The 25878-nt window shown below is 69.0% G+C and carries 19 protein-coding genes and 1 tRNA gene; 13 read left to right on the forward strand and 7 right to left on the reverse strand.

What is annotated here, in order from left to right:
* Positions 1–42 precede the first annotated feature (42 nt).
* Positions 43–1269, reverse strand: coding sequence for a pyridoxal phosphate-dependent aminotransferase (locus tag AC4OXY_RS29195; RefSeq protein ID WP_356027405.1), 1227 nt, complete (start codon positions 1267–1269; stop codon positions 43–45).
* A 274-nt stretch (positions 1270–1543) separates the two neighbouring features.
* Here AC4OXY_RS29195 and AC4OXY_RS29200 point away from each other — a divergent pair.
* From AC4OXY_RS29200 to AC4OXY_RS29245, 10 genes are all read left to right on the forward strand, one after another.
* Positions 1544–1616 (forward strand) — tRNA-Trp (locus tag AC4OXY_RS29200).
* A gap of 108 nt (positions 1617–1724) precedes the next feature.
* On the forward strand, positions 1725–2012 hold the full coding sequence (gene secE / locus AC4OXY_RS29205; protein ID WP_356027402.1) for a preprotein translocase subunit SecE: 288 nt from the start codon (positions 1725–1727) through the stop codon (positions 2010–2012).
* A gap of 80 nt (positions 2013–2092) precedes the next feature.
* Positions 2093–2962, forward strand: a complete 870-nt coding sequence (gene nusG, locus AC4OXY_RS29210; protein ID WP_356027400.1) for a transcription termination/antitermination protein NusG — start codon at positions 2093–2095, stop codon at positions 2960–2962.
* Positions 2963–3131: 169 nt separating this feature from the next.
* The gene (gene rplK / locus AC4OXY_RS29215; protein WP_018543896.1) at positions 3132–3566 is read left to right on the forward strand and encodes a 50S ribosomal protein L11; all 435 of its coding nucleotides are present in this window, start codon (positions 3132–3134) and stop codon (positions 3564–3566) included.
* A 100-nt stretch (positions 3567–3666) separates the two neighbouring features.
* Positions 3667–4392: a 50S ribosomal protein L1 gene (gene rplA, locus AC4OXY_RS29220; protein ID WP_071385037.1), complete on the forward strand. Its 726-nt coding sequence runs from the start codon at positions 3667–3669 to the stop codon at positions 4390–4392.
* 164 nt (positions 4393–4556) lie between these two features.
* Positions 4557–5492 (forward strand): SCO4651 family lipoprotein, encoded by a 936-nt coding sequence (locus AC4OXY_RS29225; RefSeq protein WP_362823181.1) that lies wholly within the window; start codon positions 4557–4559, stop codon positions 5490–5492.
* Positions 5493–5794: 302 nt separating this feature from the next.
* Positions 5795–6325 (forward strand): 50S ribosomal protein L10, encoded by a 531-nt coding sequence (gene rplJ / locus AC4OXY_RS29230; protein WP_071385035.1) that lies wholly within the window; start codon positions 5795–5797, stop codon positions 6323–6325.
* A 107-nt stretch (positions 6326–6432) separates the two neighbouring features.
* Positions 6433–6816, forward strand: a complete 384-nt coding sequence (gene rplL, locus AC4OXY_RS29235; RefSeq protein ID WP_107471362.1) for a 50S ribosomal protein L7/L12 — start codon at positions 6433–6435, stop codon at positions 6814–6816.
* Between the two features lie 612 nt (positions 6817–7428).
* The gene (rpoB, locus tag AC4OXY_RS29240; protein WP_356027394.1) at positions 7429–10917 is read left to right on the forward strand and encodes a DNA-directed RNA polymerase subunit beta; all 3489 of its coding nucleotides are present in this window, start codon (positions 7429–7431) and stop codon (positions 10915–10917) included.
* Positions 10918–11019: 102 nt separating this feature from the next.
* On the forward strand, positions 11020–14919 hold the full coding sequence (locus AC4OXY_RS29245; protein WP_356027392.1) for a DNA-directed RNA polymerase subunit beta': 3900 nt from the start codon (positions 11020–11022) through the stop codon (positions 14917–14919).
* A gap of 56 nt (positions 14920–14975) precedes the next feature.
* On the opposite strand, the gene AC4OXY_RS29250 is transcribed toward AC4OXY_RS29245, so the two are convergent.
* From AC4OXY_RS29250 to AC4OXY_RS29275, 6 genes are all read right to left on the reverse strand, one after another.
* The gene (locus tag AC4OXY_RS29250; protein ID WP_402064083.1) at positions 14976–16226 is read right to left on the reverse strand and encodes a M48 family metalloprotease; all 1251 of its coding nucleotides are present in this window, start codon (positions 16224–16226) and stop codon (positions 14976–14978) included.
* Positions 16227–16276: 50 nt separating this feature from the next.
* The gene (locus tag AC4OXY_RS29255) at positions 16277–16810 is read right to left on the reverse strand and encodes a Pycsar system effector family protein (RefSeq protein WP_356027387.1); all 534 of its coding nucleotides are present in this window, start codon (positions 16808–16810) and stop codon (positions 16277–16279) included.
* A complete protein-coding gene (locus tag AC4OXY_RS29260; RefSeq protein WP_376293355.1) occupies positions 16807–18297 on the reverse strand; it encodes a hypothetical protein in 1491 nt (496 codons plus the stop codon). Before AC4OXY_RS29260 ends, AC4OXY_RS29255 begins: the two co-directional genes overlap by 4 nt.
* A 52-nt stretch (positions 18298–18349) precedes the next feature.
* The gene (locus AC4OXY_RS29265; protein ID WP_356027382.1) at positions 18350–20602 is read right to left on the reverse strand and encodes a hypothetical protein; all 2253 of its coding nucleotides are present in this window, start codon (positions 20600–20602) and stop codon (positions 18350–18352) included.
* On the reverse strand, positions 20599–21501 hold the full coding sequence (locus tag AC4OXY_RS29270; RefSeq protein ID WP_491991345.1) for a hypothetical protein: 903 nt from the start codon (positions 21499–21501) through the stop codon (positions 20599–20601). The genes AC4OXY_RS29265 and AC4OXY_RS29270 overlap by 4 nt, the downstream gene beginning before the upstream one ends.
* A gap of 123 nt (positions 21502–21624) precedes the next feature.
* Positions 21625–22392, reverse strand: coding sequence for a Crp/Fnr family transcriptional regulator (locus AC4OXY_RS29275; protein ID WP_356027379.1), 768 nt, complete (start codon positions 22390–22392; stop codon positions 21625–21627).
* A 454-nt stretch (positions 22393–22846) separates the two neighbouring features.
* Between AC4OXY_RS29275 and rpsL the strand changes: the two genes are divergently transcribed.
* The 3 genes from rpsL to fusA are packed head-to-tail and all read left to right on the forward strand — an operon-like array spanning position 22847 to position 25857.
* Entirely contained in the window at positions 22847–23218 is a 372-nt protein-coding gene (rpsL, locus tag AC4OXY_RS29280; RefSeq protein ID WP_003948652.1) for a 30S ribosomal protein S12, read from the forward strand.
* Between the two features lie 2 nt (positions 23219–23220).
* Positions 23221–23691 carry a 30S ribosomal protein S7 gene (gene rpsG / locus AC4OXY_RS29285; RefSeq protein WP_003992340.1) on the forward strand — a complete coding sequence of 157 codons (471 nt, stop codon included), beginning with the start codon at positions 23221–23223 and terminating at the stop codon, positions 23689–23691.
* A 39-nt stretch (positions 23692–23730) separates the two neighbouring features.
* Positions 23731–25857, forward strand: a complete 2127-nt coding sequence (fusA, locus tag AC4OXY_RS29290; RefSeq protein WP_356027376.1) for an elongation factor G — start codon at positions 23731–23733, stop codon at positions 25855–25857.
* Positions 25858–25878: the final 21 nt, after the last annotated feature.

The following is a 25878-nucleotide window of genomic DNA, read 5'->3' on the forward strand; positions in this document are numbered from 1 at the left end:
CCCGCAGGGAAACGGCCCGCACGCGCGCGTAGTGACCAGGAACTAGTCCCGGGCCTCCGCCAGCAGCTTCTGCAGCCGGCTCACGCCCTCGACGAGGTCCTCGTCACCGAGTGCGTACGACAGCCGCAGGTAGCCCGGCGTGCCGAAGGCCTCGCCCGGGACGACCGCGACCTCGGCCTCCTCCAGGATCAGCGCGGCCAGCTCGACCGTGTTCTGCGGGCGCTTGCCGCGGATCTCCTTGCCGAGGAGGGCCTTGACCGACGGGTACGCGTAGAAGGCGCCCTCGGGCTCGGGGCAGAGCACGCCGTCGATCTCGTTGAGCATCCGCACGATCGTCCTGCGGCGCCGGTCGAAGGCCTCGCGCATCTTCGCGACGGCCGTGAGGTCACCGGAGACGGCGGCCAGCGCGGCGACCTGGGCCACGTTGGAGACGTTCGAGGTGGCGTGCGACTGGAGGTTCGTCGCGGCCTTGACGACGTCCTTCGGGCCGATGACCCAGCCCACGCGCCAGCCGGTCATGGCGTACGTCTTCGCGACGCCGTTGACCACGATGCACTTGTCGCGCAGCTCGGGCAGGAGCGCCGGCAGGGAGGTGAACTCCGCGTCGCCGTAGACGAGGTGCTCGTAGATCTCGTCGGTGAGCACCCACAGGCCGTGCTCGTGGGCCCAGCGGCCGATCGCCTCGGCCTGCTCGCGGCTGTAGACCGCGCCGGTCGGGTTGGACGGCGAGACGAAGAGGACGACCTTGGTCTTCTCCGTGCGCGCCGCCTCCAGCTGCTCCACGCCGACGCGGTAGCCGGTGGTCTCGTCGGCCACGACCTCGACCGGGACACCGCCCGCGAGGCGGATCGACTCGGGGTACGTCGTCCAGTACGGGGCCGGGACGATGACCTCGTCGCCCGGGTCGAGGATCGCCGCGAACGCCTCGTAGATGGCCTGCTTGCCGCCGTTGGTCACCAGGATCTCGGAGACCTCGGGCTCGTAGCCGGAGTCGCGCAGCGTCTTCGCGGCGATGGCGGCCTTCAGCTCGGGCAGGCCGCCGGCCGGCGTGTAGCGGTGGTACTTGGGGTTCTTGCAGGCCTCGACGGCCGCCTCGACGATGTAGTCCGGGGTCGGGAAGTCGGGCTCGCCGGCGCCGAAGCCGATCACCGGACGCCCGGCGGCCTTCAGGGCCTTGGCCTTGGCGTCCACGGCGAGGGTGGCGGACTCGGAGATCGCGCCGACTCGGGCGGAGACCCGGCGCTCGGTGGGAGGGGTTGCAGCGCTCATGCGGCCCATCGTTCCAGACCGGAAATGTCCCCGGCACACGGGTTTCACAGACTGAACAGCCAGGGGGGCGGCAGGTGAACACGGATCCGAATCCGGGGCCTGTCCGCTCTCCGGCCAGGACGATCTTCGGCCGCACCGCCCCGGACGGGCACTTTCTGTTCGACGCCGGGCCGTTGACCACGTACACTCTCTCCTCGTTGGCCTTCAGCAGCCGCCGTCGGCACCGGTGCACACCGAGCACCCGGTCGGATGCGGTACGTTGGGGGACACACAAAGGGTCGTAGCTCAATTGGTAGAGCACCGGTCTCCAAAACCGGCGGTTGGGGGTTCAAGTCCCTCCGGCCCTGCTACACACACCGCCAGGATGTGTGCGCATGTACGTTCAGTAATGCACCGCCGTGCGGCTCCAGAAACCGGGTGCGGCACGGCCATGACCCGGGACCAGGTGAGGACGCATGACGGACGCCGTGGGCTCCATCGACATGCCTGACGCCCAGGACGAGGTGTCCGAGTCCAAGAAGAAGGCCCGCAAGGGCGGCAAGCGCGCCAAGAAGGGCCCGCTGAAGCGCCTCGCCACCTTCTACCGCCAGATCGTCGCGGAACTCCGCAAGGTCGTCTGGCCGACTCGCAACCAGCTGACGTCGTACACCACTGTGGTGATCTTCTTCGTCGCCATCATGATCGCCCTGGTGACCGTGATTGACTATGGGCTCAACCACGCGGCCAAGTACGTCTTCGGCTGAGCCAAGAGCGAAGGGCGCCGTGGTACCGGCGCCCGTTTTCGCATGTTCCACCCCTATGTATCCAGGAAGAAGCAGCCACCGTGTCTGACCAGAACCTGAACGACGCCATCGAGTCGCACGGGCAGGAAGCCGAGTCCGTGGAAGACGAGCTCGACATCGTCGAAGGTGCGGACGAGGACCTGGACGAGGTCGAGGCTGCCGACGACGAGGCGGGCGAGCCGGCCGAGGAGGCCGCGCTGCACGTCGAGGACGAGGACGGCGAGGACGCCGAAGCGGCGGAGGACGCCGAAGAGGCTGTCGCGGAGGCCGCCGAGGAGGAGCCGGCCGCGCCGGTCGACCCCGTCGAGGCCCTGCGCGAGGAGCTGCGCACCCTGCCCGGTGAGTGGTACGTCATCCACACCTACGCCGGTTACGAGAACCGCGTGAAGACCAACCTGGAGCAGCGCGCCGTCTCGCTGAACGTCGAGGACTACATCTTCCAGGCCGAGGTGCCGCAGGAAGAGGTCGTCCAGATCAAGAACGGCGACCGCAAGACGATCAAGCAGAACAAGCTGCCGGGTTACGTCCTGGTCCGCATGGACCTGACCAACGAGTCCTGGGGCGTCGTCCGCAACACCCCGGGCGTCACCGGCTTCGTCGGCAACGCCTACGACCCGTACCCGCTGACCCTGGACGAGATCGTCAAGATGCTCGCCCCGGAGGCCGAGGAGAAGGCCGCCCGCGAGGCCGCCGAGGCCGAGGGCAAGCCCGCCCCGCAGCGCAAGGTCGAGGTCCAGGTGCTGGACTTCGAGGTCGGCGACTCGGTCACCGTCACCGACGGCCCGTTCGCCACGCTCCAGGCGACCATCAACGAGATCAACCCCGACTCCAAGAAGGTCAAGGGTCTGGTGGAGATCTTCGGTCGCGAGACGCCGGTCGAGCTGTCCTTCGACCAGATCCAGAAGAACTAGTTCCCTCTGGAGCCACCGCTTCCGAACAGGTCAGGCAGGCTGTCTCAGCCCGTCTGACCTGCTCGGTTTTAAGCCGCGCATCTATACCCGTTATCGTTGTGCGGTATGCCTGCGTCAGGACTCGGTCCGCGCGCGGGCATGGACCCGAATCGAAAGGACCCGGAGAGTAATGCCTCCCAAGAAGAAGAAGGTCACGGGGCTCATCAAGCTCCAGATCAACGCCGGTGCGGCGAACCCGGCCCCGCCGGTCGGCCCCGCGCTCGGTCAGCACGGCGTCAACATCATGGAGTTCTGCAAGGCGTACAACGCCGCGACCGAGTCGCAGCGTGGCTGGGTGATCCCGGTGGAGATCACGGTCTACGAGGACCGCTCCTTCACCTTCGTCACCAAGACGCCGCCGGCCGCGAAGATGATCCTCAAGGCCGCTGGTGTCGAGAAGGGCTCCGGCGAGCCGCACAAGACCAAGGTCGCCAAGATCACCGAGGCGCAGGTCCGCGAGATCGCCACGACCAAGATGCCCGACCTCAACGCCAACGACCTGGACGCCGCGTCGAAGATCATCGCCGGCACCGCCCGTTCCATGGGCATCACGGTCGAGGGCTGACCTCACCCCCCAGCAGTCATGCGGCCGTAGCCGGTCGCACGTGGCAGGGCCTGCTCGGCCCAGGGACCACGACTCCTTTCAGAACACACAGGAGCAAGTTGTGAGCAAGCGCAGCAAGGCTCTCCGCGCTGCGGACGCCAAGGTCGACCGGGAGAAGCTGTACGCCCCGCTCGAGGCCGTCCGTCTCGCCAAGGAGACCTCCACGACCAAGTTCGACGCCACCGTCGAGGTCGCCTTCCGTCTGGGTGTCGACCCGCGCAAGGCCGACCAGATGGTCCGTGGCACCGTGAACCTTCCGCACGGCACCGGTAAGACCGCCCGGGTCCTGGTCTTCGCGACCGGTGACCGTGCCGAGGCCGCGCGTGCCGCGGGCGCCGACATCGTCGGTGCCGACGAGCTGATCGACGAGGTGGCGAAGGGCCGTCTGGACTTCGACGCCGTCGTCGCCACCCCGGACCTCATGGGCAAGGTCGGCCGCCTCGGCCGCGTCCTCGGCCCGCGTGGTCTGATGCCGAACCCGAAGACCGGCACCGTGACCCCGGACACCGCCAAGGCCGTGACCGAGATCAAGGGCGGCAAGATCGAGTTCCGCGTCGACAAGCACTCGAACCTGCACTTCATCATCGGCAAGGCGTCCTTCGACGACGCCAAGCTGGTGGAGAACTACGGCGCCGCGCTGGAGGAGATCCTCCGTCTGAAGCCGTCCGCCGCCAAGGGTCGCTACATCAAGAAGGCCGCGGTCAGCACCACCATGGGCCCCGGCATCCAGCTCGACCCGAACCGCACCCGCAACCTCCTCGTCGAGGAGGACCCGGCCGCCGTCTGAGCCTTGCGCTCACCCCGGTAGCCGCGTCAGGGACGCGTGAAGCAGAGGGCGGGCCCCGCAACCTTCCAGGTGCGGGGCCCGTCCTTTCTCTGTGCAGCCTGTCGCACGGCTGTCAGTGCCCTTGGCTACCGTGCAGGGCACACGACTCATAGGGGTGGGACCAGATGAAGAGCACGACCGTCCGCCGTACGGCCCTTTCCGTAGCGGCGGCCGCCGCACTGACGTCCGTGGCGGCCTGCGGCTCCTCCACCGGCTCGGGCAAGAGCGACAAGGCGTCCGGCGGCGGCACGATCCACGTCAGCCCCATCGCCGCCGTGCTGCGCGCCGCCGAGCAGTCCACCGACAAGGCGAGCTCGGCCAAGGTGCGCTCCACGATGTCCATCGGCGACGTGATGTCGGCGTCGTCGACCGGGTCCCTGCGCTGGGGCGACGGCCTCCGCGGCGACCTGACCATCACCTACACCGGCGGACAGCTGGCCGAGGTCATGCGCAAGAGCGGCGCGGCCCCGTCGATGCAGGCCCGCTATCTGCCGGACGCCTACTACGTGAACATGGGCGACGCGTCAGCCCAGCGCATGGGCGGCAAGCACTGGCTCAGGTACTCGTACGACGACCTCGCCAAGTTCGGCGGCGCCTCCGGGGCGTACATGAAGGACCAGATCCGGACCTCCACGCCGAACTCCTCCGTGCAGATGCTGCTGGCCTCCGGCGATGTGAAGAAGGTGGGCGAGGAGTCGGTCTCCGGCACCCACGCCACGCACTACTCGGGCACGGTGAACGTCGCCGACCTCGCGGGCAGGAGCAGCAACCTCACCGCGGACCAGATGGCGGGCCTGAAGGCCCAGCTCAACACGGCGGGGATCACCACCGAGACCATCGACATCTGGATCAACGACCAGAACCTGCTGGTGAAGAAGACCGAGAAGGCGCACACGGCCAAGGGCGCGCTGACCAACACCGCCTACTACAGCGACTACGGCGTGCAGGTCTCCGCCGAGGCGCCCCCGGCCGGCGACACCAAGGACTTCAAGGACCTGCTGAAGTCCCTCGGCACCTCCGGCACGGGGAACGTGGCGAGCGGCTCCGCCGGCGCCTCCTGAACCCTCTGACCGGACGGGCGGGCCGCCGGATTTGCTCCCGTGCGGCCCGTTCCCGTACTCTCTTCCCGAAGCCAAAGACCGCTGGTCGTTGCCGTGCGCTCCCACGAGGGCGCGGTGGCCGAAGGATCCGCTGAAAAGTGGACGACCCGCGCAGGTGTCAGTGGAAGAACTCCCGGAGTGTGCGCCCCGCGCGTATGCGGCCGGTCGAGTCCGCCCCGAGCGCCTGCGCCGGGGCGTTTCGTTTACCCAGTCCTCCTTCGGGTCCGCGCGGTCAGAATCACCCGGAAGGAGGCCGAGGCTCTATGGCGAGGCCCGACAAGGCTGCCGCGGTTGCCGAGCTGACGGACAAGTTCCGCAGCTCCAACGCCGCCGTGCTGACCGAGTACCGCGGTCTCACCGTGGCGCAGCTCAAGACGCTGCGCCGGTCGCTCGGTGAGAACGCCCAGTACGCCGTGGTGAAGAACACGCTGACCAAGATTGCGGCCAACGAGGCCGGGATCACGCTGGACGACCAGCTCTTCGCTGGTCCGACGGCTGTCGCCTTCGTCACCGGTGACCCGGTGGAGTCGGCGAAGGGTCTCCGTGACTTCGCCAAGGACAACCCGAATCTCGTCATCAAGGGCGGTGTCCTTGACGGCAAGGCGATGTCCGCCGACGAGATCAAGAAGCTTGCGGACCTTGAGTCCCGCGAGGTTCTGCTCTCCAAGCTGGCGGGTGCCTTCAAGGGCAAGCAGTCCCAGGCTGCTCAGCTCTTCCAGGCGCTTCCCTCGAAGCTCGTCCGCACCGTGGACGCTCTTCGCGCCAAGCAGGACGAGCAGGGCGGTGCCGAGTAATTCGGCTCGCATCATGACCGCCGCCTGAGGCAGCGGTCGTAGCGGGCCGAACGTACGCCCGCCATTCATGTACATCCGGCACCTGCCGATTGAGTGGAAGGAAAGCCATCATGGCTCTCACCCAGGACGAACTGCTCGCCGAGTTCGAGGGCATGACCCTCATCCAGCTCTCCGAGTTCGTGAAGGCGTTCGAGGAGAAGTTCGACGTCACCGCCGCCGCCGCGGTCGCCGTCGCGGGCCCGGCCGGCCCGGCCGCCCCCGCCGAGGCCGCTGAGGAGAAGGACGAGTTCGACGTCATCCTCACGGGCGCCGGCGAGAAGAAGATCCAGGTCATCAAGGTCGTGCGCGAGCTCACCTCCCTGGGCCTCAAGGAGGCCAAGGACCTGGTCGACGGCACCCCGAAGCCGGTCCTCGAGAAGGTCAACAAGGAGGCCGCTGACAAGGCCGCCGAGGCCCTCAAGGGCGCCGGTGCCTCCGTCGAGGTCAAGTAAGACCTTCCGGGTCCTCAAGGACTCGAACGCGCGCTGACCGCAGCCCTGTGGCGCCGTAAAAAGCGCCCCCTGGGGCTGTAACGCGAACGCACCGAAGAGCGATCATCCATCCGGGTGGTCGCTCTTCGGCGTTCCCGGCGGGCCCGACCACGGTTGCCTTGCACTCGCGACGGCGAGGGGTATGGTGATCTTCGTCGTGTCTCCGGACCGTCCGCGGACCGCCCGCTTCGGACCGGGGGGCCTTGACGAACCGCACGCAGCGCGCAATTCTCAGGACGCGTCGTCACAAGGATCCGAATCCGAGGCATGGATCGACGACGAAGAGGGCAGTATCAACGTGCGTTGAGGGCAGCATGCCGAGGGCGTTGACGAAGGCGTTGAGAACAACGAGAGTCGCAAGGGTCTCAGCAACCCGGGACTGGACATCAGTGTGCCAAGTGGCTACACTGACCCTTTGCGCTGCCTGTTAGCTGTCCCCTGCCCGTCACCAGGGGTCTGCCCTCAATCGAGCATCGACGACAAAAGCACCCTTGACCTGGGGTTTCTGTCTCTGTGCGTGGGAGAGGGGCCGGCACGCGCGTAGTGAGTCCGAGCCCTCGGAAGGACCCCCTCTTGGCCGCCTCGCGCAATGCCTCGACCGCGAATACGAACAACGGCGCCAGCACCGCCCCGCTGCGCATCTCCTTTGCAAAGATCAAGGAGCCTCTTGAGGTTCCGAACCTGCTCGCGCTGCAGACCGAGAGCTTTGACTGGCTGCTCGGCAACACCGCCTGGCAGAGTCGGGTCGAGGAGGCTCTGGAGAACGGTCAGGACGTCCCCACCAAGTCCGGTCTGGAGGAGATCTTCGAGGAGATCTCCCCGATTGAGGACTTCTCCGGGTCGATGTCCCTGACGTTCCGGGACCACCGCTTCGAGCCGCCGAAGAACTCCATCGACGAGTGCAAGGAGCGCGACTTCACGTACGCCGCCCCGCTCTTCGTCACCGCCGAGTTCACCAACAACGAGACCGGTGAGATCAAGTCCCAGACGGTCTTCATGGGCGACTTCCCGCTCATGACGAACAAGGGCACCTTCGTCATCAACGGCACCGAGCGTGTCGTGGTGTCCCAGCTGGTCCGTTCCCCCGGTGTCTACTTCGACTCCTCCATCGACAAGACGTCCGACAAGGACATCTTCTCCGCCAAGATCATCCCGTCCCGGGGTGCCTGGCTGGAGATGGAGATCGACAAGCGCGACATGGTCGGTGTCCGTATCGACCGCAAGCGCAAGCAGTCGGTCACCGTGCTGCTGAAGGCTCTCGGCTGGACGACCGAGCAGATCCTGGAGGAGTTCGGCGAGTACGAGTCCATGCGCGCCACCCTGGAGAAGGACCACACCCAGGGCCAGGACGACGCGCTGCTCGACATCTACCGCAAGCTGCGTCCGGGCGAGCCCCCCACGCGCGAGGCCGCGCAGACGCTGCTGGAGAACCTCTACTTCAACCCGAAGCGCTACGACCTCGCCAAGGTCGGCCGCTACAAGGTGAACAAGAAGCTCGGCGCGGACGAGCCGCTGGACGCCGGCGTGCTCACCACCGACGACGTCATCGCCACCATCAAGTACCTGGTGAAGCTGCACGCCGGTGAGACCGAGACGACCGGCGAGTCCGGCCGCACGATCATGGTCGAGACCGACGACATCGACCACTTCGGCAACCGTCGTATCCGCAGCGTCGGCGAGCTCATCCAGAACCAGGTCCGTACGGGTCTCGCCCGTATGGAGCGCGTCGTGCGCGAGCGCATGACCACCCAGGACGTCGAGGCGATCACGCCGCAGACCCTGATCAACATCCGCCCGGTGGTGGCGTCGATCAAGGAGTTCTTCGGTACGTCGCAGCTGTCCCAGTTCATGGACCAGAACAACCCGCTGTCGGGGCTGACGCACAAGCGTCGTCTGAACGCCCTCGGCCCGGGTGGTCTCTCCCGTGAGCGGGCCGGCTTCGAGGTCCGTGACGTGCACCCGTCGCACTACGGCCGCATGTGCCCGATCGAGACGCCCGAAGGCCCGAACATCGGTCTGATCGGCTCGCTCGCCTCCTACGGCCGCGTCAACGCGTTCGGTTTCGTCGAGACCCCGTACCGCAAGGTCGACGAGCACGGTGTGGTCACCGACGAGGTGGACTACCTGACCGCCGACGAGGAGGACCGCTTCGTCATCGCGCAGGCCAACGCGCCGCTGAACGAGGAGATGCGGTTCGCCGAGGCCCGTGTCCTGGTCCGCCGCCGCGGCGGCGAGGTCGACTACGTCGCCCCCGAGGACGTGGACTACATGGACGTCTCGCCGCGCCAGATGGTGTCGGTCGCGACCGCCATGATCCCCTTCCTGGAGCACGACGACGCCAACCGTGCCCTCATGGGCGCGAACATGATGCGTCAGGCCGTACCGCTGATCAAGTCCGAGTCCCCGCTCGTCGGCACCGGCATGGAGTACCGCTCCGCCGTCGACGCCGGCGACGTGGTCAAGGCCGAGAAGGACGGTGTGGTCCAGGAGGTCTCCGCGGACTACATCACCACCGCCAACGACGACGGCACGTACATCACGTACCGCCTGGCCAAGTTCTCCCGGTCCAACCAGGGCACCTCGGTCAACCAGAAGGTCATCGTCAACGAGGGCGACCGCGTCATCGAGGGCCAGGTCCTCGCCGACGGTCCGGCCACCCAGAACGGCGAGATGGCCCTCGGCAAGAACCTGCTCGTGGCGTTCATGCCGTGGGAGGGTCACAACTACGAGGACGCGATCATCCTGTCGCAGCGCCTCGTGCAGGACGACGTCCTCTCCTCGATCCACATCGAGGAGCACGAGGTCGACGCCCGTGACACCAAGCTCGGCCCCGAGGAGATCACCCGGGACATCCCGAACGTCTCCGAGGAGGTCCTCGCCGACCTCGACGAGCGCGGCATCATCCGCATCGGTGCCGAGGTCATCGCCGGCGACATCCTCGTCGGCAAGGTGACCCCGAAGGGTGAGACCGAGCTGACCCCCGAGGAGCGCCTGCTGCGCGCGATCTTCGGTGAGAAGGCCCGTGAGGTCCGTGACACCTCGCTGAAGGTGCCGCACGGCGAGACCGGCAAGGTCATCGGCGTGCGCGTCTTCGACCGCGAGGAGGGCGACGAGCTGCCGCCGGGCGTGAACCAGCTGGTCCGCGTCTACGTCGCGCAGAAGCGCAAGATCACGGACGGTGACAAGCTCGCCGGCCGGCACGGCAACAAGGGTGTCATCTCCAAGATCCTGCCGATCGAGGACATGCCGTTCCTGGAGGACGGCACCCCGGTCGACATCATCCTGAACCCGCTCGGTGTCCCGTCCCGAATGAACCCGGGACAGGTCCTGGAGATCCACCTCGGCTGGCTCGCCAGCCGCGGCTGGGACGTCTCCGGCCTCGCGGACGAGTGGGCCCAGCGCCTCCAGGCCATCGGCGCCGACCAGGTCGCCCCGCGCACCAACGTCGCGACCCCGGTCTTCGACGGTGCCCGCGAGGACGAGCTGGCGGGTCTGCTGCAGCACACCATCCCGAACCGCGACGGCGAGCGCATGGTGCTCCCGTCCGGCAAGGCGCGGCTGTTCGACGGCCGTAGCGGTGAGCCGTTCCCGGACCCGATCTCGGTCGGCTACATGTACATCCTCAAGCTGCACCACCTGGTCGACGACAAGCTGCACGCCCGCTCGACCGGCCCGTACTCGATGATCACCCAGCAGCCGCTGGGTGGTAAGGCGCAGTTCGGCGGCCAGCGCTTCGGTGAGATGGAGGTGTGGGCGCTGGAGGCTTACGGCGCCGCGTACGCCCTCCAGGAGCTGCTGACCATCAAGTCCGACGACGTCACCGGCCGCGTGAAGGTCTACGAGGCCATCGTCAAGGGTGAGAACATCCCCGAGCCCGGCATCCCCGAGTCCTTCAAGGTGCTCATCAAGGAGATGCAGTCGCTCTGCCTGAACGTGGAGGTGCTGTCCAGCGACGGTATGTCCATCGAGATGCGCGACACCGATGAGGACGTCTTCCGCGCTGCGGAGGAGCTCGGTATCGACCTGTCCCGGCGCGAGCCGAGCAGCGTCGAAGAGGTCTGACGGGAGTCCGGCAGGGGCCTCGCCGATGAGTGAGGCCCCCGCCGACCCCCAGGCCCCCGTTTCAGACCACAGACTTACGACCCTGAGAGGGATTGACGCATAGTGCTCGACGTCAACTTCTTCGACGAGCTCCGGATCGGCCTGGCCACCGCTGACGACATCCGTCAGTGGAGCCACGGCGAGGTCAAGAAGCCCGAGACCATCAACTACCGCACCCTGAAGCCCGAAAAGGACGGACTCTTCTGCGAGAAGATCTTCGGTCCGACCCGGGACTGGGAGTGCTACTGCGGCAAGTACAAGCGCGTCCGCTTCAAGGGCATCATCTGCGAGCGCTGTGGCGTCGAGGTCACGCGCGCCAAGGTGCGCCGTGAGCGGATGGGCCACATCGAGCTGGCCGCCCCCGTCACCCACATCTGGTACTTCAAGGGCGTCCCGTCCCGGCTGGGCTACCTGCTGGACCTCGCCCCGAAGGACCTGGAGAAGGTCATCTACTTCGCGGCGTACATGATCACGTACGTCGACGAGGAGCGCCGTACCCGCGACCTGCCCTCCCTGGAGGCGCACGTCTCGGTCGAGCGCCAGCAGATCGAGAACCGCCGCGACTCCGACCTGGAGGCCCGCGCCAAGAAGCTTGAGGCCGACCTGGCCGAGCTGGAGGCCGAGGGTGCCAAGGCCGACGTGCGCCGCAAGGTGCGCGAGGGTGCCGAGCGCGAGATGAAGCAGCTGCGCGACCGTGCGCAGCGCGAGATCGACCGCCTCGACGAGGTGTGGGCCCGGTTCAAGAACCTCAAGGTCCAGGACCTGGAGGGCGACGAGCTGCTCTACCGCGAGCTGCGTGACCGCTTCGGCACGTACTTCGACGGCTCGATGGGTGCCGCGGCGCTGCAGAAGCGCCTGGAGTCCTTCGACCTGGAGGAGGAGGCCGAGCGGCTCCGCGAGATCATCCGCACCGGCAAGGGCCAGAAGAAGACCCGCGCCCTGAAGCGGCTGAAGGTCGTCTCCGCGTTCCTGCAGACGTCCAACAGCCCCAAGGGCATGGTCCTGGACTGCGTCCCGGTCATCCCGCCGGACCTGCGTCCGATGGTGCAGCTGGACGGTGGCCGCTTCGCGACCTCCGACCTGAACGACCTGTACCGCCGTGTCATCAACCGCAACAACCGCCTGAAGCGCCTTCTCGACCTCGGTGCGCCCGAGATCATCGTGAACAACGAGAAGCGCATGCTCCAGGAGGCCGTCGACGCGCTCTTCGACAACGGCCGTCGTGGTCGCCCGGTCACGGGCCCCGGCAACCGTCCGCTGAAGTCGCTGTCCGACATGCTCAAGGGCAAGCAGGGTCGCTTCCGTCAGAACCTGCTCGGCAAGCGAGTCGACTACTCGGCGCGTTCCGTCATCGTCGTCGGCCCGCAGCTCAAGCTGCACCAGTGCGGTCTGCCGAAGGCCATGGCGCTGGAGCTGTTCAAGCCGTTCGTGATGAAGCGCCTGGTGGACCTGAACCACGCGCAGAACATCAAGTCGGCCAAGCGCATGGTCGAGCGCGGCCGCACCGTCGTGTACGACGTCCTCGAAGAGGTCATCGCCGAGCACCCGGTGCTGCTGAACCGTGCGCCCACCCTGCACCGCCTCGGCATCCAGGCCTTCGAGCCGCAGCTGGTCGAGGGCAAGGCCATCCAGATCCACCCGCTCGTCTGCACCGCGTTCAACGCGGACTTCGACGGTGACCAGATGGCCGTGCACCTGCCGCTGTCCGCGGAGGCGCAGGCCGAGGCCCGCATCCTGATGCTGTCCTCGAACAACATCCTCAAGCCGGCCGACGGCCGCCCGGTGACGATGCCGACCCAGGACATGGTCCTCGGTCTGTTCTTCCTCACCACCGACGGCGAGCTGCGTGACGTCAAGGGCGAGGGCCGCGCGTTCGGCTCCACGGCCGAGGCGATCATGGCGTTCGACGCCGGCGAGCTGGCGCTCCAGTCGGCCGTGGACATCCGCTTCCCGGTGGGCACCATCCCGCCGCGCGGCTGGACCCCGCCGGCTCGCGAGGAGGGCGAGCCCGAGTGGCAGCAGGGTGACTCGTTCCGCCTGCGCACCACGCTGGGCCGCGCGCTCTTCAACGAGCTGCTGCCCGAGGACTACCCGTTCGTCGACTACTCGGTGGGCAAGAAGCAGCTCGGCGAGATCGTCAACGACCTGGCCGAGCGCTACCCCAAGGTCATCGTGGCGGCGACGCTCGACAACCTGAAGTCGGCCGGCTTCTACTGGGGCACCCGTTCCGGTGTCACCGTGGCCATCTCCGACGTCGTCGTCCCCGAGGCGAAGAAGGCCATCGTCGCGGGCTACGAGGCGCAGGACGAGAAGGTCCAGAAGCAGTACGAGCGCGGTCTGATCACCAAGGAAGAGCGCACTCAGGAGCTCATCGCGATCTGGACCAAGGCGACCAACGAGGTCGCCGAGGCGATGAACGAGAACTTCCCCAAGACCAACCCCATCTTCATGATGGTTGACTCGGGTGCCCGAGGAAACATGATGCAGATGCGGCAGATCGCCGGTATGCGTGGTCTGGTGTCGAACGCGAAGAACGAGACCATCCCGCGTCCGATCAAGGCCTCGTTCCGTGAGGGTCTGTCCGTGCTGGAGTACTTCATCTCCACGCACGGTGCCCGTAAGGGTCTGGCGGACACCGCCCTGCGTACCGCCGACTCGGGTTACCTCACCCGTCGTCTGGTCGACGTCTCGCAGGACGTCATCATCCGCGAGGAGGACTGCGGCACCGAGCGCGGTCTCAAGCTCCGGATCGCGGAGCGGGGCGCGGACGGCGTGCTGCGCAAGGCGGACGACGTCGAGACGTCCGTGTACGCGCGCTGCCTCGCCGAGGACATCGTGGTCGACGGTCAGGTCCTGGCCCCGGCCGGCACCGACCTCGGTGACGTCCTCATGGACGAGCTGGTCGCCCGTGGCGTCGAGGAGGTCAAGACCCGCTCGGTCCTGACCTGCGAGTCCGCCGTCGGCACCTGCGCGATGTGCTATGGCCGTTCGCTGGCCACCGGCAAGCTGGTGGACATCGGCGAGGCGGTCGGCATCATCGCCGCCCAGTCCATCGGTGAGCCCGGTACCCAGCTGACGATGCGTACCTTCCACACCGGTGGTGTGGCCGGTGACGACATCACCCAGGGTCTGCCGCGTGTCGTCGAGCTCTTCGAGGCCCGTACCCCGAAGGGTGTCGCCCCGATCTCCGAGGCCTCCGGCCGCGTCCGGATCGAGGAGACCGAGAAGACCAAGAAGATCATCGTCACCCCGGACGACGGCAGCGACGAGACGGCGTTCCCGATCTCGAAGCGTGCCAAGGTCCTGGTCCGCGAGGGCGACCACGTCGAGGTGGGCCAGCAGCTCACCGTGGGTGCCACCAACCCGCACGACGTGCTGCGCATCCTGGGTCAGCGTGCCGTCCAGGTCCACCTGGTCGGCGAGGTCCAGAAGGTCTACAACTCGCAGGGTGTGTCGATCCACGACAAGCACATCGAGATCATCATCCGGCAGATGCTCCGCCGCGTGACGATCATCGAGTCCGGCGACGCCGAGCTGCTGCCCGGCGAGCTGGTCGAGCGCTCGAAGTTCGAGACCGAGAACCGTCGTGTGGTCCAGGAGGGCGGTCACCCGGCCTCCGGTCGTCCGCAGCTGATGGGTATCACCAAGGCCTCGCTGGCGACGGAGTCCTGGCTGTCGGCCGCCTCCTTCCAGGAGACGACCCGAGTCCTGACGGACGCGGCGATCAACGCCAAGTCCGACAGCCTCATCGGCCTCAAGGAGAACGTCATCATCGGTAAGCTCATCCCGGCCGGTACGGGTCTGTCCCGCTACCGCAACATCCGGGTCGAGCCGACCGAGGAGGCCAAGGCCGCGATGTACTCGGCCGTTGGCTACGACGACATCGACTACTCGCCGTTCGGCACCGGCTCCGGCCAGGCCGTTCCGCTGGAGGACTACGACTACGGTCCGTACAACCAGTAAGCGAGCAGCATGAAGGGCGGCCACCCCGTTTCGGGGTGGCCGCCCTTCGGCGTTGTTCACCTCTGTTGTGCCGGGCCCTGCGGCTGCAGGTAGGGCTGGAGGTGGTGCAGCCGGGTGTGGTGGTCGGGGTGGGAGGACAGCAGCCGGGCGAGTGCGCTCTCCTCGACGTGCCGTCCGCCGTTCCGCGCGGCCAGCTGGGCCTGCTGCCACTGCTCCTGCCGGTGCATCTTGTCGAGGACGGCCGCCAGCATGGGGGCGAAGCCCAGCCCGGCGGCGTGTTCGTCGGCCCGCAGTTCGGCGCGGCGGCCGACGGCGGCCAGGGCGTACGGCACGGCCAGGAGCAGCAGCGGCAGGCCGTAGAACGTGCTGATCGTGGCGAGTCCGATGCTGCCGACGACCAGGAAGAGGAAGCCGATGCCGAAGCAGCCGAAGGCGCGCGAGATCTTGAACATGAAGCCCGAGCCGGCCTTCAGCACCCGCCAGGCCGTCCGGCCGGGCAGGGCGTACCAGTAGCCGAGCAGCGAGGACCAGGCGTGGCCGCCGACGTGGTGGCCCAGCTCGTGTGCCATGACGGCGGCCAGCTCGCCGTTGGGCAGTCCGTTCATGGCGAAGCGGGTGACGCCGACGATGTGCCCGGCGGCCGCGACGGCGTTCAGGGCGTCGCTGTCCTCCACCCACAGCTCGTAGTTCCGGCCCTCGACCCCGGCGCGGGCCGTGACCTCCCGCCAGACCGGTTCGAGGGTGGCGCGTTCCTGCGGAGTGGGGTGGCGCAGCCGGAACACATGGCGCGCGAGGGCGCTCTCGGTGGGCCGGTGGAACACGAGCGCGCCGCTGGCGATCCAGGCGAGCACGACGACGATGCCGAAGCCCCCGAAGAACGCGGAGATCAGGCCGACGACGAAGAGGCTGCACAGGAAGTTGGGCACGTGCAGCAGCAGGTTCCCCCAGGCCGTGGCGTCCGTCTGGCGCTGCTTGTCGGTGAGGAAGACGCGGCCCCGGTCGGTGTCGATGTGGTGCGGGTGCTGCGGCGGGACCGGCGGGACCGGCGGGACCGGCGGCGCGACCGGGGCCATACCCGGCGGCGCCGCCGGGTACTGCGGAGCGGCTCCCGGGTACTGCGGCGGCACGGGCGCCGCCGCCTGCGGGGGGCCGGGGTACTGGGGTGCGGGGTGCGGGTACGGGGGAGCGGCGGCTGCCTGCGGGTACGGCGGGGGCGTAGGCGAGGCCGTCGGGTAGGCCGGCGGCGCCGGGGGCGGCTCGGGGTGGGGACGGGCGGACGGCTCGGGGTGGTCCGGTGGTGAGGTCATGGCGGTCGTTCGTTCCTTCAGGTGCGTGGGGACGGCTGCCGAGCGGCGGATCAGCCGATCAGCAGGGAGGCCGGCAGCAGGACCGTGCCGGCGCAGAAGGCGATGAGCCCGGTGCGGATCCACTGGTGCTTGCGCGCGGCGATCCGGCTGTTCTCGGTGAGCGCGCGGGTCAGTCCGGCCGTGGGACGCCGCTCGGTGTCGGCGAGGGCGGCGTCCAGGCGGCCCTGCCGGACGGCCTGTTGGATGTCGCCGAAGTACGACAGCGGCTCCCCGGGCGTCCAGGCGCCCAGCCGGTAGCGGGGCAGTACGGCGAGCAGCAGGGCGAGCAGCGAGACCAGCAGTGACAGGGCCCCGGCCCACCACACGACGGTGCCGGCCACGGAGAGCGCGGACGGGCTCCACTTCCGTCCCGCGAGCAGCGCGCTGAACACCCCGGCGGTCATCCCGAGCGCGGCGACGAGGACGGAGGCCTTGTTGTCGGCGTGGGCGATCTCGCCGCGCGTCTCGGCGAGCAGCCGTGCGCAGAGCCGGGCGGCGGTGGCGCTGTCCGGGTCCCCCGGCGCGGCGGGGTCCGCGGTCGTCACGTACCGCTCGCTTCGCTGTCGTCGGCTGCGGCCGGGGGCTTGGTGTCCTCCGGTTGCGCCGCCGCACCCGTACCCGCACCCGCACCCGTACCCGGATCCGGCACCGTCGGCGTCGTGCCGTACCCGGGAGGCGGCTGCCAGGCAGGTGCCTGCGGGGCGTAGGCGGGCGGGGGCGGCGGGGCCGGGAAGCCGGGGGCGGCGTACGGGCCGGGCATCCCCGGCGGGCTGTAGGGCGCGGCCGATGGTACTGGTGGTGCCGGCGGGGCGGCCGGGGCGATGGGCGGCGGAGGGCTCGCGGGCTGCGCCGGCATCGCATCCGCCGGCATCGCATCCGCCGGTACCGCTTGCGGCGGGCCCGGCGGCAGCAGGGGCGGGTTCTGCGGTACGCCGGGCAGGCGCTGGTTGAGGATGTCGCTGACCGTGCGCAGGGCCAGCTGCTTGGGGCCCTCCAGCTCGTAGTTCTCGGCCGTGTCGCCGCTCAGCAGCTGCTTCACCAGGTCCATCTGGGCCTGGATCATGCGCAGTTGGTCCTCGCGCATGCTGCTCATCACCAGCTGGGAGTCCTCGGGGTGCTGGGCGAGATGGAGGGCCCAGGAGTGCACGCCGCCCTGCTGGAGGTGGTACTGGTAGAACTCGATCTTCTGGGCCTCGATCTGCTGCAACTCCACCTGCTGGCGCCCCTGTTGGAGGGCGAGCTCATGGTGCTGCCCGCTCGCGAGCATGGCCTGCTCGTGCTGCCAGCGCTGCTGCTGGAGCAGCAGTTCCTGCTGCTGTGTGCCGTACGTGACGGCCCGCTCGATCTGGAGCGCGTCCTGCTGGCGCAGTCGGCGGTCCATGTCCACGTCGACCTGCATGCCCCGCTGGGCCGCGAAGGACTGCTCGGTGGCGGAGTGGTCGATGGCCCGCAGCCGTTGCTGGTGCTCGATGTCGGCCTGGTCGCGCCGCACCCGGAGGGTCCAGGTGACCTGGAGTCCCGCGGTCGCCCCGAGCGGCCCCAGCACGGTCACCGCCTGGAGCAGTTCCTGCTCGGCCGAGGCGCTCCGCGCGACCGGGAAGCGCCGGGTGACCGGCCGGGCCGCCTGCTGGAGCTCGCCGAGCACCAGCGCGGGCACGTCCCGGTGCCCGCTCGCCACGAACCGGGCCGGGTCCAGCACCTGCCAGGACAGGTCGATCTCGGCGGTGAACTCGAAGGCGTCGTTGTCGCTCGGCAGCGTCAGGGTGGAGGTGTACGGGTGGACGCCCATGTCCACCTCGTAGACGGCGGAGTAGCGCCTGGCCGTGATCTCGGCGCGCGTGGGCCGCTGGGGCGGCAGGTAGGCCTCGTAGGAGCCCTTCGGCGTGGAGAAGACGAGCGCGTGGTCGATGCGGACCAGGGATCGGAAGTTGAACTCGAAGCGCGACAGCTGCCGCACGGTGAGCACCGGGTCGACCAGCTGGGTGTGCCGGTCGGCGGGCTGCTGCCACTCGGGTTGCCGGAAGGAGGGCATGGTGTGTCTTCCCGGGTCGGTCTCGGATGGGTCGGTCTGCGGGACGGGTGGGTCAGTGGGCGGACAGCACGGTCAGCAGGCGGGCCGCGACCTCGGGCGGGGGAGTGCCGTCCTCGCCCGGCATGGTGCGCAGCAGGTGGCTCAGCCGCTCGTACTCGGTGGTGGTGGTGACGAGCCTCGGCAGCAGCGCGGCCAGGGCCCACTCGACGGGCGTCGACCGGTCGGCGGTCAGCACCCAGTTGCTCAGCACCTTCAGTGCCTGCCGCGTGGTGCCCAGATCGGCCAGCGCGGCCCGCCAGAGGAACGGCACGCCCTGCGCGGCGGTCATACGGTCGCCGGTCACGGGGGCGGCGGTGGGGTGGCCGGTGGCCGCGCGGGTGAACCAGTCGAGGACGAGCGGAGTGCCGTACCGTTCGTCGCCCTCGGTGTGCGCGCACGCCCCGATGAAGCCGGCCAGCGTCAGGTCGTGTACGGCACGGTCGTCGTCGAGGTGGGCGCACAGCTCGCCGAGGACGCTGTCGCTCGCGGCCGACAGCAGCAACAGCGCGACGGACTCGGCCAGTTCCTCGCCCAGTTCGCCGTCGATGTCGTCGGGCTGGTCCTCGTACAGCCGCCGTACGGCGCGGCGCAGGGCGGCCATGGCCTGCGCCGGGCGCTCCGCCCCGATCAGCCCGTACGCCCGTACGGCCACCCAGCGCAGCGACGCGGGGCCGTCCTCGCACCAGGTGTCGAGGATGCGCGGGATGTTGGGCGTGCCGACCAGGTGGGCCAGGGCGAGCGCGTTGACCGCCACGAGCCGGTGCCGGTACCGCTTGGAGGTGCCCCACGGCTCGATGACCAGCGCCATCGCGGACGGCAGATCGGTGCGGGCCAGGACCGCCACCGTGGAGGCGGCCCGGGTGCGCACCAACGGGCGCCCGTCGTCGGCCAGTTGGCGCAGCCAGCGGATCAGCGCGGGCCGGGCGGAGGGGTGGCCCGTCCACACCTCGCGCAGCAGCACCAGCGAGGCGCGGTCGTCGCGGAACACGGCCTTCTGCTGGTCGACCGGGCCCCACTCGGTCTGCTCGGGCTCCCACTTCATCTCCGCGCGGGCCAGGTGCAGCCGCTTGCCGACGTGCGTGCCGAAGACGGGGACCTCGGGGACCCGGGCGCGGTTCTCGGTCTCCTGGAGGTGGCGGTAGAGCAGGTCGCTCAGCTCGGCGGTGAGCGCGTACGGCCCGCCGTCGAAGGCGGCGAGGGCGACGAGGAAGGCCTTGTCGCGCAGGTGCAGTTCGGACTCCGGGGCCTCGAACCACTCCTGGACCTGGCTCTCCAGGGACGCCAGCGAGAACCGTGCCACGTCGGCCGCGTCGGCCTCGCCGGACGCGTACCGGACGAGCAGCCCGGCGAACTCGGCCGTCTCGCGCGGCTGGTGGCTGCGCCGCAGGAAGTCGGCGACCTCCGGCAGGGCGAGCAGCCGGCCGGCCGTCTCCTCGTCGGTGCGGGCACGCAGCCGGGCGGCGAGCACCTCGGCGGCGGCCGGCGCCCGCCATTCCTCGGCGGTCACGTCGTCCAGCGCGGCGCCGGGATCGAGGGTGACGACGAGGTAGGCGTCCCGCTCGGCGAGGCGCTCGCGGACGGCGAGCAGGTGGGTCCAGCGCAGCGGCTGGTCGCGGCGCGGGGTGAGGTCGCACAGCACATGGCCGCGGGCCTTGTCCCGGCCCGGCGCGTCCGGTGCGGCCTGCTCGTCGCCGAACCGGTCGGCGAGGCCGCCGGCGGTGGTGTCGCGGGCCAGGGTGCGCACGGGGTGGGCGCCGAGGCGGCGCAGCAGCATCAGCGCGGCGGTGCGCCGGCCGGTGAAGCGGCCGCCGGACAGCACCAGGACCCGGTCCTCGCGCAGCCGCCGCAGCAGGCGGTCCATCAGCTGCTCGTCGGCCGCGAAGCCGCGCTCCAGCTCCGCCAGCGTGGCCTCGGGCACCTCGCCGGAGGCCGGGGTCGCGGTGCCCGGTCCGCCGAACCGGTAGACCTCCGTCTTGCCGCCGAGGAACACGTCGCCGCTGAAGTGGCCGCCGCTGATGCCGCCGTGCTGGTCGCCGCCGAGCAGGCCGCCGCTGAAGCGGGCCCGGGCGCCGACGTTCATGGAGCGCGGGCTGTGGTCGACCAGGTCGCGCCGGGCCGACCAGGCGTCCTGCGGCTGGTCCCGTTCCTCGGCCGCGTCCGGGTCCGCGGCGGCGTCGGCCGGCCGGGGCTCGTCCGCGGCCGGCGGCTCGGGTGCCGGTGGGCCTGCGGCCGGGCGGGGCGGTTCCTGTGGCTCGGGCGTGCTCATGCGTCCGTACCCCGTCCGCGGCCGTCACGGCCGTCTCTCCTGCCGCGGTCGCCACGGCCCTCACCACGGTGTTCGCCGAAGGAGACGTCGCCGCTGAAGTGGCCGCCGCTGATGCCGCCGTACTGGTTGCCGCCGAGCACGCCGCCGCTGAAGGTGCCGCCCTGGACGGTGATGGACGTCCCGGTGGTGTGCGCGCCCGGCGCCGGGGCCTGCCCCGGTCCGTCCGGCGCGGCGGGCGGCCGCGGTGCCGGGCGGTCCCCCGATCCGCCCGGCACCTCCCCCGTGTCACCGTGGTCCTGATCCCGGTCGGCGCGGCCGTCCGGGCCGACCGGCAGCGGCCCGTGCAGCCAGGCCTTCAGCGAGCCGTTCTTGCTGTCCAACGTCACCGGGCGGAAGTCGCCGGCGGGGATGCCCGGGTGGTCGTGGCGCACCACCCCGGCGTACAGGGCGTCCGAGACGCACAGCGCGAAGTCGTCGGGCCGCTCGCGCAGGGCCCGGCGCAGCAGGGCGGCGTCCAGCAGCCGGCAGGCGTGGTTCAGATCGGAGCCGACCCAGCCGTCGTGCTCGTCCACGGCGACGTAGCCGGTGGCGAGGACGCCGCGCAGCCGCATCTGCGCGGAGCGGGACGCCATGCGGTTGACGGCCCGCAGCTCGGCCGGGACCTCGCTGAGCAGGACCCGCAGCAGCGCGGTGACCGACGCGTTCGCGTCGATCAGCTCCATCACCGCGTCCCCGCGGTCGGCGCGCAGGCGCCGGGTCTCGTCGATGCCCGCGCGTTCCAGCGCGCGGTCGGTGAGGTCGTACAGCATGCGCCGCAGATAGGCCTGCTCCACATCGTCTCGGTCGCTGAACCGCTCGATGTCCAGCAGCAGGATCGTCCGGCTCACGGGGTCGGTCATGGTCGCCTCTCGGAGGTTCCGCCGTGCAGAGCAGCAGAGTGACCGCGCGCCGGTGCCGACCGTGAGGGCGGATGACGCAGTCGAAGTGTGACCGTGTGCACAGAGTGAATCCGGGGGCCGGTGTCATCCCTCGGGCGACCGCGGCGGCGAGGGAATCGCCGGTGCTCCCTCCGTCACGGTCGCCGCCGCTATCTGCCGGAGCACGTCGGGGCGGCGGATCAGCAGGGTGCGGCGGCCCGTGGTGACCGCCTGCTTGTCGCGGAGCTCCTTCAGCAGGCGCTGGACCATCTCGCGCGAGGCGCCCACCGAGCCCGCCAGCTCCTGTTTGCTCAGCGGGACGGAGAGCTCGATGCCCTCCTCGGTGCGGCGGCCGTGGGTGCGGGCCAGCTCCAGGAGGAGGACGGCGAGGCGCTCGCGCACGTTCAGGGAGGCGAACTCCAGGCGGCGGCGGTCGGCGGCGCGGGTGCGGTCGGCGGTCAGGCCCAGCAGTGCGAAGGACGTGGCGGGGGAGTGCTGGAGGAAGCCGCGGAACCGCTCGTGCTCCACGGCCAGCGAGCGCACCGGCTCCAGCGCGGTCACCGTCGCCGACCGCGGCCGTCCGGTGATCGCCGACGACTCGCCGACGATGTCACCGGGGCCGCGCAGCGCGAGCAGCGCCTCGTAGCCGTTGGTGGCCGCCGCGGTCACCTTCGTCCAGCCCTGCACGAGGAAGAGCACGTACGAGGACGGCTCGCTCTGCCGGATCAGCACCGTGCGGGCGGGGAACGTCAGCTCCCGGCCGAGGGCGAGCAGTGCCGCCCGGTCCTCCGTCTCCAGCCGGGCCAGGAAGGGCACCCGGTCGTCCAGGCCGCCGTCGTCCCGTACCGAGGTGGTGGTCCACGCGCTCGTCATGCCGGTCCCCCGAATTGTTCACCCGCAGCGGACGGATCAACGTACTGAAAGCGCATCGGCCGTACCCCCGGCAAGACCGTAAATCGGCCATAAATGTCCGAAGGTCGCCGGTGGCCGCTCCGACCAGGGACGATGCGGTGCCGGGACGGCCCTCCGGCGGCTGCCGGACAAGTGGGACGAAACCTCGCTTACGAGGTGAGAAGTCCGGCGTGTCGGGGCCCGCTCCATTTGTTTTGACCGAAGTCCGTGAGGTAGGTACGCTCAGACCTTGTGCCTGGGGTGTGCCCTGGCTCTCGTGCGTGCCTTCAACCGCACAGCGAGCCGCACATGGCCACCGTACTCTGCGCCCTTTTGCCCTTGCGGCAAGGTCTGCGGGATTCGACACACCCGACCGCGTGGGTCGGCGACGTACCAGGTTAGCTTCACCATTCGGCACACAGAAACCGGAGAAGTAGTGCCTACGATCCAGCAGCTGGTCCGCAAGGGCCGGCAGGACAAGGTCGAGAAGAACAAGACGCCCGCACTTGAGGGTTCCCCTCAGCGTCGTGGCGTCTGCACGCGTGTGTTCACGACCACCCCGAAGAAGCCGAACTCGGCCCTGCGTAAGGTCGCGCGTGTGCGTCTGACCAGCGGGATCGAGGTCACCGCTTACATTCCGGGTGAGGGACACAACCTGCAGGAGCACTCCATCGTGCTCGTGCGCGGCGGCCGTGTGAAGGACCTGCCGGGTGTTCGCTACAAGATCATCCGTGGCTCCCTCGACACCCAGGGTGTCAAGAACCGCAAGCAGGCCCGTTCCCGCTACGGCGCCAAGAAGGAGAAGTAAGAATGCCTCGTAAGGGCCCCGCCCCGAAGCGCCCGGTCATCATCGACCCGGTCTACGGTTCTCCTCTGGTCACGTCGCTCATCAACAAGGTGCTGCTGAACGGCAAGCGCTCCACCGCCGAGCGCATCGTCTACGGCGCCATGGAGGGTCTGCGTGAGAAGACGGGCAACGACCCGATCATCACGCTGAAGCGCGCGCTGGAGAACATCAAGCCGACCCTTGAGGTCAAGTCCCGCCGTGTCGGTGGTGCGACGTACCAGGTTCCGATCGAGGTCAAGCCCGGTCGCGCCAACACACTCGCGCTGCGCTGGCTGGTCGGTTACTCCCGCGCCCGTCGCGAGAAGACCATGACCGAGCGTCTGCTCAACGAGCTTCTCGACGCTTCGAACGGCCTCGGTGCGGCCGTCAAGAAGCGCGAGGACACGCACAAGATGGCCGAGTCCAACAAGGCCTTCGCGCACTACCGCTGGTAGTCGCTACCCACATCGAGACCGAGAGAAGACTGAAGCCTTATGGCTACCACTTCACTTGACCTGGCCAAGGTCCGCAACATCGGGATCATGGCCCACATCGACGCGGGCAAGACGACCACCACCGAGCGGATCCTGTTCTACACCGGTGTGTCGTACAAGATCGGTGAGGTCCACGACGGCGCTGCCACCATGGACTGGATGGAGCAGGAGCAGGAGCGTGGCATCACGATCACCTCTGCTGCCACCACCTGCCACTGGCCGCTGGAAGACGTCGACCACACCATCAACATCATCGACACCCCGGGTCACGTCGACTTCACCGTCGAGGTGGAGCGCTCCCTGCGTGTGCTCGACGGTGCCGTGACGGTGTTCGACGGCGTCGCCGGCGTCGAGCCCCAGTCCGAGACGGTGTGGCGCCAGGCGGACCGCTACGGCGTTCCGCGTATCTGCTTCGTCAACAAGCTCGACCGCACGGGCGCGGAGTTCCACCGCTGTGTCGACATGATCGTCGACCGCCTGGGCGCGCAGCCGATCGTCATGCAGCTCCCGATCGGTGCCGAGGCCGACTTCCAGGGTGTCGTGGACCTCGTCCGCATGAAGGCCCTGGTCTGGTCCGCCGAGGCCACCAAGGGCGAGATGTACGACGTCGTCGACATCCCGGCCACGCACACCGAGGCCGCCGAGGAGTGGCGCGGCAAGCTGGTCGAGGCCGTCGCCGAGAACGACGAAGAGATCATGGAGCTGTACCTGGAGGGCGAGGAGCCTTCCGAGGAGCAGCTGTACGCCGCGATCCGTCGTATCACCATCGCGTCCGGCAAGTCCGACGGCAAGACGATCACCCCGGTGTTCTGCGGCACCGCGTTCAAGAACAAGGGCGTTCAGCCCCTGCTCGACGCGGTCGTGCGCTACCTGCCGTCCCCGGTCGACATCGAGGCCATCGAGGGCCACGACGTCAAGGACCCCGAGGTCGTCGTCAAGCGCAAGCCGTCCGACGACGAGCCGCTGTCGGCGCTGGCGTTCAAGATCATGAGCGACCCGCACCTCGGCAAGCTCACCTTCGTCCGGGTGTACTCGGGCCGCCTGGAGTCCGGCTCTTCGGTGCTGAACTCCGTCAAGGGCAAGAAGGAGCGCATCGGCAAGATCTACCGCATGCACGCCAACAAGCGTGAGGAGATCGAGTCGGTGGGCGCCGGTGACATCGTCGCCGTCATGGGCCTGAAGCAGACCACCACCGGTGAGACGCTGTCCGACGACAAGAACCCGGTCATCCTGGAGTCCATGGACTTCCCGGCGCCGGTCATCCAGGTCGCCATCGAGCCCAAGTCGAAGGGCGACCAGGAGAAGCTGGGCGTCGCGATCCAGCGCCTGGCCGAGGAGGACCCGTCCTTCCAGGTCCACTCGGACGAGGAGACCGGCCAGACCATCATCGGTGGCATGGGCGAGCTGCACCTTGAGGTGCTGGTCGACCGTATGCGCCGTGAGTTCAAGGTCGAGGCCAACGTCGGCAAGCCGCAGGTGGCCTACCGCGAGACGATCCGCAAGGCCGTCGAGCGCGTCGACTTCACCCACAAGAAGCAGACCGGTGGTACCGGTCAGTTCGCGAAGGTGCAGATCGGCATCGAGCCGCTTGAGGGTGGCGACACCTCGTACGAGTTCGTGAACAAGGTGACCGGTGGCCGTATCCCGAAGGAGTACATCCCTTCGGTGGACGCCGGTGCGCAGGAGGCCATGCAGTTCGGCATCCTCGCCGGTTACGAGATGACCGGTGTCCGCGTGATCCTGCACGACGGTGCCTACCACGAGGTCGACTCCTCCGAGCTCGCCTTCAAGATCGCCGGTTCGCAGGCCTTCAAGGAGGCCGCGCGCAAGGCGTCCCCCGTGCTCCTTGAGCCGATGATGGCCGTCGAGGTCACCACGCCCGAGGACTACATGGGTGAGGTCATCGGCGACATCAACTCCCGCCGTGGCCAGATCCAGGCCATGGAGGAGCGTGCCGGCGCTCGCGTCGTGAAGGGCCTCGTGCCCCTGTCGGAGATGTTCGGCTACGTCGGCGACCTCCGCAGCAAGACGTCGGGTCGCGCAAGCTACTCGATGCAGTTCGACTCCTACGCCGAGGTTCCGCGGAACGTCGCCGAGGAGATCATCGCGAAGGCCAAGGGCGAGTAACGCTCCGCGTTCACACGCTTT

It is taken from the genome of Streptomyces sp. HUAS MG56 (genome assembly GCF_058673395.1).

Coding starts and splice junctions, on each gene's coding strand:
- AC4OXY_RS29250 (WP_402064083.1), bottom strand. CDS start 16,226: ATGACCTCACCACCGGACCACCCCGAGCCGTCCGCCCGTCCCCACCCC.
- AC4OXY_RS29275 (WP_356027379.1), bottom strand. CDS start 22,392: ATGACGAGCGCGTGGACCACCACCTCGGTACGGGACGACGGCGGCCTG.
- fusA (WP_356027376.1), top strand. CDS start 23,731: ATGGCTACCACTTCACTTGACCTGGCCAAGGTCCGCAACATCGGGATC.
- AC4OXY_RS29260 (WP_376293355.1), bottom strand. CDS start 18,297: ATGCCCTCCTTCCGGCAACCCGAGTGGCAGCAGCCCGCCGACCGGCAC.
- rplK (WP_018543896.1), top strand. CDS start 3,132: ATGCCTCCCAAGAAGAAGAAGGTCACGGGGCTCATCAAGCTCCAGATC.
- AC4OXY_RS29265 (WP_356027382.1), bottom strand. CDS start 20,602: ATGAGCACGCCCGAGCCACAGGAACCGCCCCGCCCGGCCGCAGGCCCA.
- secE (WP_356027402.1), top strand. CDS start 1,725: ATGACGGACGCCGTGGGCTCCATCGACATGCCTGACGCCCAGGACGAG.
- AC4OXY_RS29195 (WP_356027405.1), bottom strand. CDS start 1,269: ATGAGCGCTGCAACCCCTCCCACCGAGCGCCGGGTCTCCGCCCGAGTC.
- rplJ (WP_071385035.1), top strand. CDS start 5,795: ATGGCGAGGCCCGACAAGGCTGCCGCGGTTGCCGAGCTGACGGACAAG.
- AC4OXY_RS29270 (WP_491991345.1), bottom strand. CDS start 21,501: ATGACCGACCCCGTGAGCCGGACGATCCTGCTGCTGGACATCGAGCGG.
- AC4OXY_RS29225 (WP_362823181.1), top strand. CDS start 4,557: ATGAAGAGCACGACCGTCCGCCGTACGGCCCTTTCCGTAGCGGCGGCC.
- rpsG (WP_003992340.1), top strand. CDS start 23,221: ATGCCTCGTAAGGGCCCCGCCCCGAAGCGCCCGGTCATCATCGACCCG.